This is a genomic window from Deltaproteobacteria bacterium IMCC39524 (assembly GCA_029667085.1).
GTDB lineage: Bacteria > Desulfobacterota > Desulfuromonadia > Desulfuromonadales > BM103 > M0040.
Genome location: JARUHJ010000003.1, coordinates 50,285 through 68,874, shown reverse-complemented (window position 1 = coordinate 68,874; position 18,590 = coordinate 50,285). Strand labels below are relative to the sequence as shown.

Below are 18,590 nucleotides of genomic sequence, written 5' to 3'. Positions count from 1 at the left end.
AATCTCAAGTTATGCCGTCGCAAGGAACGATTGTCAAGGCTTGTCATCTGCTGTGATTGACATAGCCCCCTGCTGGGGTTAATTATAGGGAATGTTTAATGGCTAAGTTAAGGGATACACGACAACAGGTCGTGTTCTCAAAATTCAACAACGAGAGGGAATCACTCATGTCAGGTGTAAGTCGTATTTTGATCTTGTTGCTCGGTCTGCTGTTAACGGCCGGCTCGGTTTGTGCGGAACTCGAAAAGAATCTGGTCAAACGTCACCCCCTGGGCAAGCAACCGGTCGATGTTGCCCAGAGTGTTAGTGACGGGCGTCTCTTTGTTCTCCTGGAAACAGGAGAGGTCCAGATTTTCTCAGCTGACGGCCAGCCGCAGGAGCTCTTCAATGTTGGAGCGGGAGTCACCAGTCTGGAAGTTTCCCCGGACGGACAGACGCTTTACCTGGGTAACAGCAAAAGCAACGAATTGCAGATTCTCGCTATTGCTCATGTACAGCAGCTTCCGGTTGGTCCCTCCGCCGTAAAGGGGGATGCGGATGCGCCTGTCACTATTACCCTCTTCGATGATTTCCAGTGCCCCTACTGCGCAAAACTGGTGCCGACTCTGGACCAGGTGATGGCTGCCTACCCCAAGCAGGTCAAGGTGGTGTTCAAGCATTTTCCTTTGAGCATGCACAAGTTTGCCAAACAGGCAGCTGTTGCCAGTATTGCAGCGCGCAACCAGGGCAATTTCTGGCCTTTACATGATCAACTGTTTGCCAATTACAACAAGCTGAATGACGCCAAAATCCGTGAACTGGCCGAAGCTGTCGGCCTTGATATGACACGTTTTGACCAGGATATGGCAAACCCGGCCCTGCTTCAGGAAGTGAACAACGATATACAATTGGGAGCCAAAGCCGGCGTGCGTGGCACACCGGCTGCGTATATCAACGGACGCCAGTTGAAAGATCGTAGTCTTAAAGGCTTCAAGATGATGATTGATGCGGAGCTGAAAAAAGCAGCCAAGTAGCTCTTCGTTCGTTGCTCCAAGACAAAAGGCGACCCTGCTCTATTCTTGCAGGGTCGCCTTTTGTCTCTTTGAAGCTGAGCAGGGTTGTTACGCCTCGGTTTTTTGCTCTGCTTCGTCATCGGTTTCACGACGTTTGCCAAACAGCCTTGCGATGATAATACCGATTTCATAGAGGATGATGAAGGGCAGGGCCAGCGCTGTTTGTGAAAAAACATCCGGTGGCGTAAGCATGGCACCGATCAGGAACGCGGCGAGGAGAGCGAATTTGCGATTACGGGCGAGGAACTTGTAGTCAACGATACCCATGCGGGCCAGAAAGAAGATCACGACCGGCAGCTCAAAAACCAATCCGAAGGCAAGCAGGAGTTTGCTCGACAAGGAGAGGTAGGAGCCCATGGAGAGCATGGCGCTGATTTCACCACCGCCGGTGCCGAACTCGATAAGCACCTTGAAGGCCATGGGGAAGACGAAGTTGAAACCGAAAAATGCGCCGCAGGCGAAGCAGAAGGAGCTTGCCAGCACAAAGGGGAAAACGTAGCGCTTCTCGTTTGCATAAAGGCCCGGTGCGATAAAGGACCAGATTTGCCAGAAGATCACCGGCATGGAGACGAGCAGCCCGGCCAGGGCACCTATTTTCAGGTAAGTAAAGAACGGCTCGGTTGCCGTGATGAAGACCAGCGAGGTCCCCTCCGGCAACGCCTGGCGAACCGGGTCGGCAATCAGGTTGAAGAGTTGTTCTGAAAATGAATAGCAGGCCAGGAAGGCCACCAGCCAGGAAACGCCGGCAATAATCAGCTTGCGGCGCAATTCCTCAAGGTGAGTGGTCAACGGCATCTGTTGATCACTCATGCCGGGAGTCCTCGCTCTTCTTCTCGGTTTCAGCCGTTGCTGTTTCCAATGTGGGTTTGTCGACAACAGGCTCTGGGTCGAGGGAAGGCTCCGGGGCGCCAGAGTTGGCCTCGTCAGGATAAGGGCTTTGCATGGCTCCGGGCGGGGTCAGCTTGACCGGTGGAGGCGTTTGCTGATCGGTGTCATGACTACGGACTTCGGCCTCGAAGGTCTGCTTCAGCTCGTCGGAGGCGCGTTTGAATTCGGAAAGTCCACGACCGAGGGCTTTGGCAATATCGGGGAGACGTTTCGGCCCGAGCACGATCAGGGCGATGGCCATGATCATGAGGAGTTCAGGAAAACCTATACCAAACATAATATAATCACCGTAAGCAGGGTTGCAAAAGTGAGCTGAGAATACCGGCAAACAGAGGCCCTGTCAAGGGCACTGGGACGGCTATAAGCGTTTGACATATCAAGGGTTTTACACTAGGATACGGCAATCTTTCAGCAAGGAAATGGTTGTATCATGAATCAAAACGATATCATAAAAGAAATCCTCCGCCTGGCTGACGAGCGTGATGCTCTGATCCTGGCCCATAATTATCAACGCGATGAAATCCAGGAACTGGCACATATTACAGGGGATTCTCTCGCTCTGTCGATGGAGGCCGCCCGCACCGACAAGTCGGTGATCGTCTTCTGCGGTGTTCACTTTATGGCAGAAAGCGCTGCCATCCTGGCACCGGAAAAGACGGTTCTGCTGCCGCGCCTTGATGCTGGTTGCCCGATGGCCGACATGATTACGGCAGAGGGCTTGCGTGAATTCAAAAGCAAGTACCCCGGCGTACCCGTGGTGACCTATGTCAACTCGAGTGCTGCTGTGAAAGCCGAGAGCGATATCTGTTGTACAAGCTCAAACGCCGTCAATGTTGTTGCCTCTCTTGCCGACCAAGAAGTCATTCTTGCTCCGGATCGTAACCTGGGCCGTTACATCGCCGATCAAGTGGACAAAACCTGTTACTTCTGGGATGGTTACTGCCCAACGCACGAACGCTTTACGGTTGCCGATGTTGAGGCGATCAAGGCGGATTATCCAGACGCCCTCTTTATGGCACACCCCGAATGCCCTCCCGAGGTGCTGGCTCAGGCCGATCATATCTGTTCCACCAGCGGTATGTACACCTTCGCCTCGGAAAATCCAGCCAAACAATTCATCGTCGGTACCGAAGCGGGGATTCTCTATCGCTTGCGCAAGGAGAATCCCGACAAAGAATTTATCCTGCCGACCACGCGACTTATCTGCCCCAACATGAAGCTGACCTCTATCGAGGATATTCTCAAATCTTTGCAGACTATGAGCCCCCAGGTGACGGTCCCGGAAGAGGTCAGAATTCCAGCTAAAATTACTCTGGACCGGATGCTGGCCGTTCCACGTGATTGATTCCCTTAGTCCCTGTTCTCGGCTCTTTTGCTACGGATTCAGGTGTGAAAGATGAAGACAGAATGATGGTCTTTGTCGGGTGCCAACATGTCAGAACCGACTGAACCCCGCTTTCAACACAGCAGCCTTGCTGGTCTTCAGCATCCTTTCGCTTCCGGCGTGTTCGGACGCAGCGAAATTCTTGGTCTCAACGGCAGTAGCGACGCCTGGTTTGCCGCCGGGCTCTTAGCCCGCAAAAAGAGCGCAGAAACTCTCTTGATCGTGGCATCCGACCAGGCTGAAGCCCAGCGGTTTTACCGGGCTCTGAGCTTTTTTCATGGCCTTCAGGCCGATATTCTTTTCTTCCCGCACTGGGAAACCGAACCTTACGCTCCCTTAAGCCCTCACCCTGAAATCGAAGCCACCCGTTTAGCGACTCTCGCCGCTCTCGCCAACGACCGCGGCAAGGCCGTAGTCACAACGGTCAAAGCTTTGCAGCAGAAAATCCTGCCCCGCGAGGTTCTCGATTCCCTGCGCCTGCAGCTTGAGGTCGGCGACGAGATGCCGCGCGACGTCCTTTTGCACGGGCTGGCTTCGCTTGGTTATCAGCGGGTCTCTCTGGTTGAGGATCGCGGCAGCTTTGCCGTACGTGGTGACCTAGTGGATCTTTTTCCGCCGATGCTTGAACAGCCGGTACGTTTGGCGTTCTTCGGCGACGAGCTTGAGGAGATTCGCAGTTTTGACCCTGCCAGTCAACGTTCCGGTGATCAGCATCTGGTACGCCTTGAGCTGGCGCCGGCCCGGGAAATGATCCTGGCCGGACGTCATCTGGATACCTTTACCCGGCGTTGCAAGGAACGCTGCGATGATCTGGAGATTCCCCGTGCCCAGCGCGAAGCGATTCTGGAGGAAGTCCGCGAGGGCTTGCTCGGTCCCGGGCGGGAGAATCTCCTGCCGCTCAATTACGAGTCTCTTGATACTCTTTTTGACTATATGGGGCGTTATTGCTGGCTGCTGCTGGACCCTGCCGCAATCATCACCGCTGCTGACGAATTCTTTGCAGCCATAAAAAGCGGTGAAAAACGTGCGCAGAGCAATTCCGAACCCTATGTTGCGGCACAGACGTTTTATCTAACCGCACAAGAGCTCGATCTACGCTTCAACCAGGGGCCGCGTATTGACCTGGCTTCGTTGCAGGTTTATCAGCTTGAAGATGAGCACCCGGTTTTTCGTGTTCCGGTTCTGGGCAATACCGACCTGCGGCCTGATCACGCCGCCCATGACGGCAGTCTTGCTCCTCTTGTCGAAAAATTGCGAGAGTGGCAGAACGATGGCTGGAGAGTGCTGATTGTTTGTCACCAGCGCGGTCAGGCGGAGCGGTTACTCGATCTTCTGGTGCCGAGCGACTTGCCAATTGGCTGGGAGCCGGATCTTCTGGCGGGGCGCGTCTTTGCAGAAGGCATTACCATCACAACAGGTCTTCTGGACAGTGGTTTCAGACTGGTCGAAGAGAAACTGGTCGTTATCTGTGACGATGAAATTTTTGGACCGCGCACACATCGCAAGGTGCGCCCTCGGCAACGGGTCTTTGAATCCTCCCTGGCCGACTTGAAGGCTGCGGACCTGGTTGTACATGCCGACTACGGAATCGGCCGTTATCTCGGTTTGGTTCATTTAAAGACCGGTGCGGTCGAGGGGGATTTTATCCATCTCGAGTATGCCGGAGAGGATCGCCTTTACCTGCCGGTTGAACGTATTGAGAAGGTGCAGAAGTACCTGTCGGATGGCTCCTCGCCGCGACTGGACAAGATGGGCAGCGGCGCCTGGGAAAAAGCCAAGCTGCGGGCGCGGGCGACGATCGAGGAGATGGCCCGTGACCTGCTGCAGGTTCAGGCTCGACGGCAGCTCGCTGAAGGTTTCAGCTACAGTCCTCCGGATCGGCTTTTTCGTGAATTCGAAGCGGCTTTCCCCCACGAAGAAACCCCTGACCAGCTGGAGGCGATCGAAGCTGTCCTCGCGGACATGGTCTCCGAACGCCCAGTCGATCGTCTGATCTGTGGCGATGTCGGTTACGGCAAGACCGAGGTTGCGATCCGGGCGGCTTTTAAAGCGGTCCTTGACAGTCGCCAGGTGGCCATCCTGGTGCCGACGACAGTTCTGGCCCGTCAGCACCTGGAGACTTTCCGGCAGAGGTTTGCCGATTACCCGGTGACCGTTGATATGTTGTCGCGTTTTCGTACCGCGGCGGAACAAAAACGGACTATTGAGCGCACGGCTGCCGGGCAGGTTGATATCGTGATCGGCACGCATCGCCTGCTGCAGCGTGATGTGCATTTTAAAAACCTGGGTCTGATCGTCATTGATGAGGAACAGCGCTTTGGCGTGACCCACAAGGAACGTTTGAAGAAGATGCGCGCCGAGGTCGATGTCCTGACCCTGACAGCCACACCGATTCCGCGGACCCTGCACCAGAGCTTGGCCGGCCTGAGAGAGCTGTCGATTATCGATACTCCACCGGTGGATCGACAGGCAATCCGGACCTATGTCACCCGTTTTGATGATGATCTGATCCGTGACGCCATCCTGCGTGAGCTGCGCCGTGGCGGACAGGTTTACTTCGTGCACAACCGGGTGCAGTCGATCGGAGCCATGGCCGATTTCCTGCGCCAGCTGGTTCCCCAGGCCAAGGTTGGTGTCGGCCATGGGCAGATGCCGGAAAAAGAGTTGGAGAGGGTCATGCTCGACTTTATCGAAGGGCGAACCAATCTGCTGGTTTGTACAACGATTATAGAAAACGGTATTGATATCTCTTCAGCAAACACCATGATCATCAACCGGGCGGACTGTTTCGGCCTGTCGCAACTTTACCAGTTGCGTGGCCGGGTCGGTCGTTCGCATCAACGCGCTTACGCCTACCTGATGATTCCCGGCGAAGGCTTGCTGACCAGGGATGCTCGCGAACGCCTCAAGGTACTCCAGGAGCAGGCGGAACTGGGCGCTGGTTTTCGCATCGCCCGTCACGATCTTGAATTACGTGGCGCCGGCGACCTGCTCGGTGCGCGACAGGCCGGACAGGTTGCGGCCATCGGTTTTGAAATGTACACGGAGCTGCTCGAGGAGACGATCCAGGAGCTGCAAGGGCAAAGCCGTGAAGAGAGCGTCGATCCGGAAATCCGCCTCGGCCTTTCTGCTTTTTTGCCCGAGACTTATGTTGCTGACCCCAATCAGCGCCTGGTCCTCTATCGCAAGCTCGCTTCCGCTGTCGATGATGTCGAAATCTACCAGGCCGGGGATGAGTTGCGCGACCGTTACGGTGAACTGCCAGAAGCCGCTGAGCTCCTGCTTGATGTCATGAAGTTGCGGGTTCTGATGAAACAGTTACATGTTGAACTGGCAGAGTTTGACGGTCATAACCTGGTCTTTGCTTTCCCGGGCAATACCAAGGTTGCTCCGGAGCAGATTCTGGCTCTGCTTGAAGACGGCAAAAAGTACTCGTTCAGCCCCGATTACCGCTTGAGTATCCGTCTTGGCAGGATCGCCAAGGAAGAGGTCTTGACGATCGCTAAAAAGGAATTGCAAGCTTTTTGTCGGCTATGATAGGTTGGCGACTTCTATTCTACCCTTTGAAACAAATGAATAAGCATGCATAGAACTCACTTGCGAATATTCTCCCTCCTCCTCTGCTTGTTCGGTCTGGTGGCAGGATGCAGTTCCGAACCCGTTGTGGAAGCTTTGCCTGCGTTGATCGTGATTAATGATCAGGAGATCACCAAGGCGGACTTTCTCGTCGAGTTTGAACAGAGCCTGCAAAAAGATCAGCAACTAAGCGGAATCGAGCGCGAGGAATTACAGCGCTCCTTTCTGGTCCAGTTGATCGATCGGGAGCTGATTCATGGTGAGGCTAGGCGCCTTAACATTGCTCTTACAGAAGCTGATGTTGAAACCGCTTTGCAGGGTTACCGAGAGGATTATCCCGGCAGCAGTTTCGAAGAGATGCTTGTCGAGCGAGGCTTGACCCTGGAGTCCTGGCGGGAAGAGCTCAAGGAAAGCCTGATCATGGAGAAGCTCCTTGAGCAGGCGGTTTACTCCATGGTTTCGGTGAGCGACGAAGAAGTTTCCGCCTATTTCAAGGCCAATCGTGATCAGTTTGATCGTCCCGAACAGGTCCGGGCCAGGCAGATTGTGGTTGCGGATGAAGCAGAGGGCCAGGAGGTCCTCGGCATCTTGCGTCAAGAGCGTTCTTTTGCCGAAGTCGCTGCAGAGTACTCCCTGTCTCCGGATGCAGAACAAGGTGGCGATCTGGGCTTCTTTAGCCGCGGCGAGATGCCGCCTGAATTTGACGCGATTGTTTTCGACCTGCCGGTCAAGCGCCTGAGCGACCTGGTCAAAAGTGAGTACGGCTATCACATTTTCCTGGTTGAGGAAAAACGCAAAGCAAAACGACTCAATAAAAAGGAAGCTTCTGATGAGATCCGGGCGATCCTTGAAGGCCGTAAAAAGGAAGAAGTTTACCTTGCCTGGCTCCAGGATATGCGAGCCCGTGCCGTGATTTCTGTAGATTGGGCTCAGCTTGAAAAGAACGAGAGAAATTAGTCAAGGGGCCTTTCCCGGGAGACCAGGGTAAGATCCTGTGATGATATGGGTTTAACGTTTCAAAGAATGCAACCAAGGAAAAGGATGTTATGAGATATTTCGGAATTGCACTGCTGTTGATATGCAGCATCGGTTTGACATCGGTTTCGGCAAAGGTTGTCAGTCGTGTTGCGGCGGTTGTCAACAAGGAGATCATTTCAACCCACCAGCTTGATCAGAGACTGCAGGAGCAGTTGGCAAAACAGCAGAAACAGCCTTCTCCGGTGCAGATGGGAGCTCTGCGTCAGGAACTACTTTCCCGTATGATAGAGGAGTCTCTGGTTCAACAGCGGATCGCGGCACTTAACCTGACCGTCTCCGAAGAAGAGATTGAAACGGCTCTGGTGGATGTCCAGAAGAAGAATAAACTGAGCCGTGATGATCTTGAAGATGCCGTACAGACGCAAGGTTTGGATTTTGATGATTATCGTGACAATCTTCGGCAGCAGATTTTGCGCTATAAGCTGATTAGTGAAGAAGTTCGTAGCCAGATCGATGTGCCTGAGCGTGAGCTCGTTGAATATTACCGTGCTCACCTGGATGACTATCGCTTGCCCCCCGAGGTCGAGTTGAGCGCTATCTCCTTCCCGGTTTCGGAAAAGGCGTCCGAACAGGAGCGCACCCAGATCCGCAAGATGGTCAATGAAGCTCTGACGCGGTTACAGCAGGGCGAAGCTCTGGCAGAGGTTGCTGACAGCTATAATCAAACCTATGGTGCCACTGGCGGTTCAATGGGCAAATTCGTCTACGAAGAATTAACCCCGCAGTTTGTCGAGGCGATTAATGAGGTTGAGGATGGCACCTTTACTGCTCCCGTAGAGATGGATACCGCGATCCACCTGCTGAGAGTAGACGACCGTCTGTCTGAGGGGTTGAGACAGTTTGATGCGGTAAAATTTGACATTCACCAGATGATTCTGGATCAGAAAACGGATGCCCGTATCAAGGAGTGGACTAAAGCGCTGAAAAATAATGCGTTTATCGATATCCGCCTGTAGCGAAGCTCCCGTGCTGAAAAAAATGGCCACCTGCTAAAAGCAGGTGGCCATTTTTAATATCTGTATCAGAAAGAATTATTCTTCCAGGGCACTCTTGAGGGCAGTGAAGTGTTTCTGATAGGTCCGGCGGTCCGCTTCGTCAAATTCGAGAAACATGACACCACTTGAGCAGAGATCGTCACTTTCCGGTTGAGAATTGATCACGCGCCCGTTGATCTGCACCAGGTCGTTGTCGAGGCCGAGGGTGATGCGTAACGGTTGTTCCGGCTCAAAGAATTGACCGGTTTCGAGCCGCAAGCCGGTTTCGCTGACATTGAGTGTGCGAGCCAGGCCACGGCCGGTGACCTCACCGTTTGAGGAGAGGATCTCGTAATCGAGAAATTTCAAGGCATACCGGCGTTCCGCTTGACGGCGTTCGAACAGGTCGTCACTCATCACTTCTTCTCCGTAATTTACATAACGTAATGAAATTCATCAAAGTATAACCCTTTCCCCGGAGTTTGAAAACCGCTTTCCCGGCTTAAAAGAAGAATCCTTATTTTGCGAATCAGGTTGAGGCGGTTTTCACGCCTGGGCTATACTGTAGGTTCGTGCTAATTGAAATGGGAGCTTTATGACAAAGCCACTTATCATAACGATGGGCGACCCGACCGGGGTTGGCCCGGAAATTGTCATTCGAGCCGTCTACGAAGGTACTTTTGCTGATCTTGCTCGTCCGTTGATCGTCGCCGGAGATCTTGGTGTCCTGAAACGCGCTGCTGCCGTTTGTGGTTGCGATGTCCAGCACCAGAATGGTTCCTCCTCATCCCTGGCGACGGATGAACTTGTTGTTGGCGGGCACCGCTTGCCTGTACAGGCCCTATCGCAACTCGATCTCTCCTCGCAAAGGTTTGGCCAGCCGCAGATCTCTTCCGGGCGTGCCATGGCTGATTATATCGAATGGGCCTGCGATGCCTGTGTTGCCGGTGATGTGGCTGGGATGGTCACGGCACCGATCAACAAGGAAGTCTTGCGCGCAGCAGGGGTCTCTTTCCCGGGGCATACAGAGCTGTTAGCTGATCGTTGCGAGGTTGAAGAGGTTGTTATGATGCTGGCCGGAGAGAGACTGCGCGTCTGCCTGGTGACGACCCATTGTGCCTTGCGGGAGGTCCCGCAACGCCTGAACGCAGAACGTATCCTGACGACCATGCGCATTGTTTCGTCGAGTCTGCAGCGGCAGTTCGGCATCAAAAAGCCGCGCTTGGCGGTCTTGGCGCTAAATCCGCACGCTGGTGAAGGGGGGTTGTTCGGTGACGAAGAAACCCGGCACATCGCTCCGGCGATTGCTGCTGCCCGCTCTGAAGGAATCCTTGCCAGCGGTCCGCACAGTGCCGATACCCTCTTCTGGTTTGCTGCTCAGGGCGAGCATGACGCGGTGATCTGCATGTACCATGACCAGGGCTTGATCCCTCTCAAGCTGCTGCATTTTGATGACGGCGTCAACGTCACCCTTGGTCTGCCGATCGTCCGCACGTCCGTTGATCACGGTACGGCCTATGATTTGGCCGGCACCGGTCAGGCCAGCCCTGCCAGCCTGGTCGCTGCAGTCAGAATGGCTGCCGAGATGGCTGAGAAGCAGGAACGGGGCACGAGGCACGAGGCACGAGGAAAAGCAGTACTTTAAGTTGCGTGGACTGCTTCTCGCGGCCCTCGTACAGTGTGCCGCGTCCTGATAGTGTCATAAAACAGAAGCGAATCAATGATAGAAGAAAAGTGGCAGATATAAAATCATGGTCAATAAAATCATCATCAAAGGTGCCTGCGAGCACAACCTGAAGAATATCGATGTCGAGATTCCCCGAGATCAGCTGGTGGTGATCACCGGTGTCTCAGGGTCCGGCAAGAGCACCCTGGCCTTTGATACCATCTATGCCGAGGGACAGCGCCGTTACGTTGAGAGCCTTTCCGCCTATGCCCGGCAGTTTCTGGAGCAGATGGACAAGCCGGATGTCGAAAGTATTGAAGGTCTGAGCCCCGCCATCTCCATAGAACAGAAATCCACGTCGAAGAACCCCCGCTCTACCGTTGGCACGGTTACGGAAATCTACGATTATCTGCGCTTGCTCTTTGCCAGGGTCGGGCGCGTGCATTGTCCCTCCTGCGGCAAGGAGATAGCTTCACAGACGGTGGAACAGATGGTGGAGCAGGTGTTGGCTCTGCCGGAAAAAAGCAAGCTGCTGCTCATGGCGCCACTGGTCAGGGGCCGCAAGGGCGAATACCGCAAGGAACTACGTCAGTTGCAGGCGGACGGTTTCGTTCGGGTGCGTATCGATGGTGAAATGCGCGAACTGGGTGACGAGATCGTTCTGGATAAGAACAAGAAACACACCATCGAGGTGGTCGTTGACCGCCTTGTGGTCAAAGAGGACATCGTCAGCCGCCTGTCGGACTCCCTGGAGACCGCTCTGCGTCTCGGTGAGGGGTTGGTCAGGGTCGAAGTTGTGGGCGGAGAGAGTTATCTCTTCTCCGAGTGGCACGCCTGCGTGGAGTGCGGTATCTCGATACCGGAGATGACGCCGCGCATGTTCTCCTTCAATAACCCTTACGGGGCTTGCCCGGACTGTTCCGGTCTGGGCACCCGCATGTATTTTGACCCGGAGCAGGTTGTCCCGAACCGTCAGCTTTCCTTGCGGGAGGGTGCGATCGCACCCTGGTCGACCCGGACCGGTTATTACTATTTACAGGTTCTGGAGGCTCTGGCTGATTTTTATGACTTTGATATCCGCACGCCCTTCGCTGAACTGCCGGAACAGGTACAAAAGGTTCTTCTGCATGGCTCAGGGAAAGAGGAGGTCAAGTTCTTCTACGATCAGGCCAGTCGCCGGCATTTTTACAACAAACCGTTCGAGGGCGTGATCCCGAACCTGGAACGACGTCTGCGTGAAACCGATTCCGATGCGACCCGAGAGAAGCTTGAGCAGTTTATGAACATCATGTCCTGTCCGAGCTGTGATGGTGCCAGACTCAAACCGGAAACCCTCTGTGTGCGTGTTGCCGGGCAGAATATTCAAGAGATAACGGCACTGAGCGTAAGCGACGCAGAAGCGTTTTTCGCCGAAATCGAGTTGCCTGCCAAAGAGGCGGAAATCGCTCGCCGGGTCCTGAAGGAGGTCCGGGAGAGGCTCTCTTTTCTGATTAATGTCGGGCTCGATTACCTGACCCTCGACCGTACTTCGGGCACCCTTTCGGGGGGGGAAAGTCAACGCATCCGTTTGGCAACCCAGATCGGTTCTTCGCTGGTCGGGGTGCTTTACATTCTCGATGAACCTTCGATCGGTTTGCACCAGAGGGACAATCGACGGCTGCTGGAGACATTAAAGCGCCTGCGTGATCTGGGTAATACCGTGCTGGTCGTTGAGCATGACGAGGAAACCATTCTCGAAGCGGATCATGTCATCGACATGGGCCCACATGCCGGCCGCCATGGTGGTGAGGTGGTCGCCCAGGGCACGCCCCATGAGATTCTCGAACATCCCAAGTCTCTGACCGCAGCTTATCTCTCCGGTCGTCTGACCATCCCTTTGCCGAAAGAGCGGCGTAAAGCCTCAGGGCTGCTCAGTATCAAGGGTGCCCAGGCCAACAACCTCAAAAATATCGATGTTGATATCCCGCTGGGGGTTATGACCTGTGTGACCGGTGTGTCCGGTTCCGGCAAGTCGTCGCTGGTGCTCGACACCTTGCACAAGGCCCTCGCTCAACGCCTCTATCGCTCGCGGGAACGTTCCGGGCCGGTTCGTGTCATCGAAGGCTTGGAGTTCCTGGATAAGGTCATTGATATTGATCAGTCACCGATCGGTCGCACCCCACGTTCCAACCCGGCGACTTATACCGGCATTTTCACCGATATCCGAGATCTCTTCGCAAAGCTGCCGGAAGCGAAGATGCGTGGTTATAAACCTGGGCGCTTTTCTTTCAATGTCAAAGGGGGCCGTTGCGAGGCTTGTCAGGGCGATGGCATCCTGCGTATTGAGATGCATTTTTTGCCTGATGTTTATATTCAGTGTGAAGCTTGTCAAGGTGCCCGTTATAATCGGGAGACGTTGCAGGTCAAGTACAAGGGTAAAACCATTGCCGATGTGCTTGATATGACCGCCAACCAGGCGGTGGAGTTCCTGGCAAATATTCCGCGCATCAAGCGCAAGCTGCAAACCTTACGTGATGTTGGTCTTGGTTATATCAAGCTGGGGCAGAGTGCCACGACCTTGTCAGGCGGCGAAGCGCAGCGCGTCAAGCTGGCCAAGGAGCTGGGCAAGCGTTCGACCGGCCGGACCATTTATATCCTCGATGAACCTACCACTGGCCTGCATTTCGATGATATCAGTCGCCTGCTCAGTGTTTTGCAGCGATTGGTCGAGTCTGGTAACAGCGTCGTGATTATCGAACACAATCTGGACGTGATCAAAACCGCGGATCATGTTGTCGATCTCGGTCCCGAGGGTGGGAGCCGTGGTGGTGAACTCCTCGTTTGTGGGACCCCTGAAGAGGTGGCGCGTTGCGCGAAGTCCTATACGGGACGCTACCTGCGTTCTTACCTGGAGCTCTGATCTGCACAGGGTAGCAACGAAAATGAAAACAGCCGACAAGGAAAACCTTGCCGGCTGTTTTTGTAAGCGTCTTGTTAAAATCAGCGTTTCGGGCTGATATCGCGCACTTGGGAAACGTTGACCATATAGTGAGCTTCTTCATTCTGGAGCAGGAAAAAACCTTCCATGGCATTGATAAAATCAAACAGGCGGTTGCGTCCTTCCGGCATCTCTATCAGCAGTGTTCCTCTAAGCTGCTCTCCGCCGACAAACTTGATCTCCACGTCTTCGCGATCACCCAGTGAAAGATAGTCTTCTTTTTGCTCTGGAGGCTCAAAGCGGATGTGGGTGATGGTCTGCTTGTTGGTCACACAGAATTCTCCGCTTTCACTGCGGAAAGGGAAGAAGTCACCATGTTCTCTGAGTAAGTCGAGCAACGTCTGTTGGCCCATGTGGCTATAGGCGGCGGCGCTCAAAAAAACGACGCCCTTCATAATGGAACCATCCGCTTGAAAGACAACAACGGGCAGCTCAAATTTTTCGACACGGTAGACAGACATGCTGTGGCTCCTCAGCAAACATCATAAAAAGTCGTAAGTCATTGACATGTTCAATGTTATCGATAATATTGATCTGCTTTTATGTTTGTCAAACTTTATTATTCAAAGGAGAGAATAATGGCTGAAATGAAAGGAAGTAAAACCGAAAGTAACTTGTATGAGGCGTTTGCGGGAGAGTCGCAGGCAAACCGCAAATACCTGGCGTTTGCCGAAAAGGCAGATTCTGAAGGGCAGAAACAGGTTGCTAAACTCTTCCGCGCGGCAGCGGCGGCGGAAACGGTCCACGCTCACGCTCATCTCCGGGTTGCTGGTGGCATCAACGCCACAGCGGATAACCTCAAGGAAGCGATCGCCGGTGAGACCGAAGAGTTCATCAGTATGTATCCAAAGATGATCGAAGAGGCCATCAGCGAAGGCCAGGATACTGCTCTGCGCAGCTTCAAGTTTGCCAACGACGTTGAGAAAGTACACGCCGGTCTTTACCAGAAGGCCTTCGATAACCTGGGCAATAACGAAGAGGTCGATTATTACGTTTGCAAAGTTTGTGGCAACACCATTGAGGGCGAGCCCCATGGCCCCTGCTCTGTCTGTCAGGCCGGGCCGGTAGCCTTCTTCAAGGTCGATTGATCTTCATCCCCGATGTAAACCAGAAAGCCGGGCCATGAAGGTCCGGCTTTTTTTTGACAAAGATCAGCTCCGGGTGGTAACGGACTGGAAATTTAACAGATAAATGTTTATCCTGACCCTGGAAGTTGTAAACAGAGCGTCTTTGCTTCTGATATGGATTTTGATGAGGTGTTCCGATGGAAAAGTGCCCGGTATGTAAAGAGATGACGCGTGGTAAGAACTGGTGTGATTCCTGTCACACTGTGTTTGTCTGCCCGGCGCCGCGCTGCGAGGCTCCCAATCACAGGCGTGATGCGAAGCTGTGCGCGACCTGCGGGTTGATCTTTGAAGATTATATAACCCACCGCAAAATGTACCGCAAGTGCCCAAAGTGCAAGAAAAAGCAGGGCCTGTCAGATCCTCAGTGCAAATATTGTCGTTACTGGTTTAGTTGCCCGAGTTGCGGTCATAAGGTTCCCTCGACCAGTATGTTCACTTGCCCTCGCTGTGCCACCAGCCTGCGTTGAGACTTCTGTCGTAAAGGCAGGACCACCGTAAGGTCAGAAAACAAAAAAGCCTCGTCCTTACGGTCGAGGCTTTTCCTTTTGGTCTTTATTTTCATCTTCCTCCCGCACGGGGAGGTCACAGGAACCAGACAGTCATGTCTCGACCCCAAAGCGCGGCAGAATCCAACGATTGAGAATATACCAGGCGGCAACAATGCCGACCAGGATGAAGATAGATTTCATGTTGTCCTCTTTGATTAATTACAGTTCCAATATATAGAAAAGAGCGGGACCTTTCAATCTTTCTAATGTTGTTCGAAAGAGGAGATCTTAATCCAGTTTTACGGAGAGTCTCCAGTTAGGGTCAGCTTCTTATCCGGCCGAGATGCTGACAAAGACCAGTCCTTCGCTGCCGTTGTTTTCGACGCCGTGGGAAATTCCCGCTGGCGCAGAGAGGATCGTCCCCGGAGTGATCGGCTGTTCTTCAAGCCCCTCACTCAGAAACAGGCCCTGGCCTTCCAGTACGATCCAGACATGGTCTCCGGCATGTACGTGTGGATGAATATGTTGACCAGGCTTCAGGCACCAGAGCGTGGTGCGGGCATGGGCGCATTCCGTCAGAACAATTTTGCAGGCCTTTTCATCACTGTAACTGACTTTGTCACGGTATTCGAAGGTTTCGATGGTCATTGTGTTCTCCAGTCGTTAGATGAAAAAGTCTTTCAACGGACCTTCAGTTAACTCATTGCCTGATTAATTTAACGCAAAGACGCACAGAGAGCAAAGAGAAGAACGCAAAAAGCAGACAAAAATCAAAAAAAACGCCCCGCAAAGCAGGGCGTTTGAAATGTTATTTAAATGATTCTTATGCTTTTACAGCTGCTACGGCAACACAGTTACTACCGCTCGGCATGATCTGCTGAATGTTCATTTCCGTAAAATTGTCTGCTGCGGATAAAAGGCCCACTGGAACCATGCTGTTGACCATGACCTTACCACTCGCAGAACCTGCCGGGCCGGTGACTTTAATCTGGCCACCATCGGCAATCCCAAGCTTGGCTGCGTCCTCAGGGTTGACGATGATCAAGCCGGCCGGAGCCAGTTCGTTGTTGGCCGCCGAATAGGTGGTCGTGGTGCCGAACTGGAAGGGACATTTGCCGACCAGAAGCTGCATCTCGGCTGTTGCAGGGCTTGCAAGTTCAGGTGTTGCTGCCGTCAGGCTCTTGTTCTCCGGAGTATACGCCTGCTTCCAGCAGAAGTTGCTCTGCTCGAGGCTCTGACAGACATCGGCATAGCTGCCGCTGAGAGACATCATCTCCTGGCGGATGGCATTTTCACTCGGCTCCGGTTTGCCGGTCAAGCGGGCAAAGAGCTCGCTGAAGATGGCCAGGTCAGGGCGCGCTTCTCCGGGTGCTGCGACGGCAATTCTCAACTTATTGACCCGTTGATCGAGGGAGGTCACACTACCGCGTTTCTCAGCGCTCGCAGATCCAGGCAGCACCACTGTTGCCAGTCGTGTCAGATCACTGCAGAGAATGTCCTGAACCACGAGGAACTCTAGCTTCTCAAGAGCCTTGCGCCAGCGGTTGCTTTCCGGGAAGTTGACCAGAGGGTTGGTGCCAGCGAGGAAGAGCGCTTTGATGGTGCCTTGCTCAATGCCACTGAGAATTCCTGTTGCATCAGCTCCGCCTTCGGGGAGAGTTGTGTGCCATGCAGACGCGTACTGTTCCTTGCCTGCTGCATAATCAACCAGACCAGGTAAAAATTCAGGAGCAACCCCGGCATCGATAAGGCCTTGGGTGTTGCCTTTGCTGGCGACCGGGAAAAGACCGCCTTGGCCGCCGTGCAGGGCACCGCTGATCATGGCTAGGTTGGCCAGCGCTGCGACGGCGCCTTCCGCTTGTGCGGAAGCCATGACGTCCCGGCCGATGATGATGGCGACAGTAGAGGCCTGACCGAGATGCTCGGCGGCGTCTTCCAGTTGAGCACGTTTGACGCCACTTGCGGCACAGGCTGCGTCAATGTCGAGATTGCCCAGGTATTGATCCAGCTCGTCACGGTTGGCAACGAAGCGGTTGAGGTAATCGTTATCTGCCTGACCCTTGTCGAGCAGAATTTTGGCCAGCGCTCCTGCCAGGGACGCCTCGCTGCCGGCACGGTACTGCAGAAAGCTCTCAGCTTGTTTGACCAGCCTGGTCTGGCGCTGGTTGGCGACGATCAGGCGGGTATCATTTTTACGTGCGGCCAGTTGCACCTGCCAGTTGAGCGCAGGGGATTCGGAGCGTAGGTCTGCACCGAAGACCAAAACGGCTTCTGCCGTTCCGATGCGATCCATCGGGTTGCTGGCGCCGTTCAGTTTGAGCTGCTCCTTTAGCACTTTGGCGGCACGCAGGCTGCTGAAGCGTGCTTCGGAGTCGATGTTATTGCTGTTCAGGGCGACACGGAAGAGTTTCTGAAAAAGGTAGTTCTCTTCGTTGGTCAGGTGCGGCGAGGCCAGGCCGGCAATCGCTTGACCGCCCTGCTCTTCGCGCAGACTGGATAATTCGCTGACGACCTTGTCGAGGGCGACTTCCCAGGAGGTCTCCTGCTGTGCAACCAGCGGAGCTGTCAGGCGCTGATCACTATTCAGGTAATCGTGGCCGAAAAAGCCGCCGACGCAGAGATTGCCGTCGTTGACCGTGACACCATCTTCAGAGGTGACGCGCATGACCTTGCCCTGCTTGCTGTGCATCTCCACCTGGCATTGGGCTGAGCAGAGGGTACAGACCGATTGGGTCTTGCGTAACTCCCAGGGACGGGCCTTGAACTTGAAGGGCTTGGAAATCATGGTGCCGGTCGGACAGACCTGAATGCAGTTACCGCAGAAATCACACTTGTCAAGATCCTTGTCGACAAAGGCTTTATCGCCTTTTTCGTTGACGAAGAGAGCGCTGCAGCCGATCGTCTCATGACAGGTCTTGACGCATTTCTCGCACATGATGCAGCGGTTGGGAACTTGCTGGATCAACGGCCATTGGTCGATGGTCTCGGCGTTGACGTCGTCGGCTCCGAAAGGCTGGCGCACAACATCCTGAGAGTAGCAGATGTCCTGCAGGTCGCATTCGCCTCCAGCGTCGCAGACGGGGCAATCAAGGGGATGATTGACCAGTAGCAGTTCCACCAGCTCTCGTCGAATCTTGGAGAGCTTTTCCGATTGGGTCGTAACGACCATGCCGTCAACCGCGCGGGTGTTGCAGGCGGTCATGGTTTTGTCTGCACCCTCGACTTCCACCGCGCAAATGCGGCAGGCTCCGGTCGGAGAGACCTTTTTCAGGTAACAGAGGGTCGGGATCTTGATGCCTAGGGTTTCCGCCGCATCGAGAATGGTTGCGCCCGATGCTATCTGGACCTCTTTGCCGTCGATCTTAAGGTTGATCATCGAATCTGCCTTTTAATCAAATTTATCGGTAAGAAAACTTAATC

General features: G+C 54.0%; 15 protein-coding genes. 9 read left to right on the top strand and 6 right to left on the bottom strand.

The window, feature by feature from the left end:
• The first annotated feature begins 167 nt into the window (after positions 1-167).
• Entirely contained in the window at positions 168-1,013 is an 846-nt protein-coding gene (locus P9J64_08430; GenBank protein ID MDG5468343.1) for a thioredoxin domain-containing protein, read from the top strand.
• Between the two features lie 87 nt (positions 1,014-1,100).
• Here P9J64_08430 and tatC read toward each other — a convergent pair whose 3' ends face one another.
• Together tatC and tatB are read right to left on the bottom strand one after the other, a co-directional pair.
• Entirely contained in the window at positions 1,101-1,862 is a 762-nt protein-coding gene (gene tatC, locus P9J64_08425) for a twin-arginine translocase subunit TatC (GenBank protein ID MDG5468342.1), read from the bottom strand.
• Positions 1,855-2,217, bottom strand: a complete 363-nt coding sequence (tatB, locus tag P9J64_08420; protein MDG5468341.1) for a Sec-independent protein translocase protein TatB — start codon at positions 2,215-2,217, stop codon at positions 1,855-1,857. The genes tatC and tatB overlap by 8 nt, the downstream gene beginning before the upstream one ends.
• A 153-nt stretch (positions 2,218-2,370) precedes the next feature.
• Here tatB and nadA point away from each other — a divergent pair, with 153 nt between their 5' ends.
• The 4 genes from nadA (at position 2,371) to P9J64_08400 (ending at position 8,894) form a co-directional block, all read left to right on the top strand.
• A complete protein-coding gene (gene nadA, locus P9J64_08415) occupies positions 2,371-3,285 on the top strand; it encodes a quinolinate synthase NadA (protein ID MDG5468340.1) in 915 nt (304 codons plus the stop codon).
• Between the two features lie 87 nt (positions 3,286-3,372).
• Positions 3,373-6,861 (top strand): transcription-repair coupling factor, encoded by a 3,489-nt coding sequence (mfd, locus tag P9J64_08410; GenBank protein ID MDG5468339.1) that lies wholly within the window; start codon positions 3,373-3,375, stop codon positions 6,859-6,861.
• 45 nt (positions 6,862-6,906) lie between these two features.
• Positions 6,907-7,857, top strand: a complete 951-nt coding sequence (locus P9J64_08405) for a peptidyl-prolyl cis-trans isomerase (GenBank protein ID MDG5468338.1) — start codon at positions 6,907-6,909, stop codon at positions 7,855-7,857.
• An 89-nt stretch (positions 7,858-7,946) separates the two neighbouring features.
• On the top strand, positions 7,947-8,894 hold the full coding sequence (locus P9J64_08400; protein MDG5468337.1) for a SurA N-terminal domain-containing protein: 948 nt from the start codon (positions 7,947-7,949) through the stop codon (positions 8,892-8,894).
• A gap of 75 nt (positions 8,895-8,969) precedes the next feature.
• Here P9J64_08400 and P9J64_08395 read toward each other — a convergent pair whose 3' ends face one another.
• Positions 8,970-9,329, bottom strand: a complete 360-nt coding sequence (locus P9J64_08395) for a PilZ domain-containing protein (protein MDG5468336.1) — start codon at positions 9,327-9,329, stop codon at positions 8,970-8,972.
• 178 nt (positions 9,330-9,507) lie between these two features.
• Between P9J64_08395 and pdxA the strand changes: the two genes are divergently transcribed.
• Positions 9,508-10,557, top strand: a complete 1,050-nt coding sequence (gene pdxA / locus P9J64_08390) for a 4-hydroxythreonine-4-phosphate dehydrogenase PdxA (GenBank protein ID MDG5468335.1) — start codon at positions 9,508-9,510, stop codon at positions 10,555-10,557.
• Between the two features lie 103 nt (positions 10,558-10,660).
• A complete protein-coding gene (uvrA, locus tag P9J64_08385; protein MDG5468334.1) occupies positions 10,661-13,477 on the top strand; it encodes an excinuclease ABC subunit UvrA in 2,817 nt (938 codons plus the stop codon).
• Between the two features lie 80 nt (positions 13,478-13,557).
• Here the strand turns inward: uvrA and P9J64_08380 are convergent, their stop codons facing one another.
• Positions 13,558-14,016, bottom strand: coding sequence for a hypothetical protein (locus P9J64_08380; protein MDG5468333.1), 459 nt, complete (start codon positions 14,014-14,016; stop codon positions 13,558-13,560).
• 117 nt (positions 14,017-14,133) lie between these two features.
• On the opposite strand from P9J64_08380, the gene P9J64_08375 reads away from it, so the two are divergent.
• The gene (locus P9J64_08375; GenBank protein ID MDG5468332.1) at positions 14,134-14,643 is read left to right on the top strand and encodes a rubrerythrin family protein; all 510 of its coding nucleotides are present in this window, start codon (positions 14,134-14,136) and stop codon (positions 14,641-14,643) included.
• Positions 14,644-14,819: 176 nt separating this feature from the next.
• Positions 14,820-15,149 (top strand): hypothetical protein, encoded by a 330-nt coding sequence (locus P9J64_08370; GenBank protein MDG5468331.1) that lies wholly within the window; start codon positions 14,820-14,822, stop codon positions 15,147-15,149.
• Positions 15,150-15,500: 351 nt separating this feature from the next.
• On the opposite strand, the gene P9J64_08365 is transcribed toward P9J64_08370, so the two are convergent.
• Positions 15,501-15,818, bottom strand: coding sequence for a cupin domain-containing protein (locus P9J64_08365; GenBank protein ID MDG5468330.1), 318 nt, complete (start codon positions 15,816-15,818; stop codon positions 15,501-15,503).
• A 175-nt stretch (positions 15,819-15,993) separates the two neighbouring features.
• On the bottom strand, positions 15,994-18,546 hold the full coding sequence (locus P9J64_08360) for a molybdopterin-dependent oxidoreductase (protein MDG5468329.1): 2,553 nt from the start codon (positions 18,544-18,546) through the stop codon (positions 15,994-15,996).
• Between the last annotated feature and the right edge of the window lie 44 nt (positions 18,547-18,590).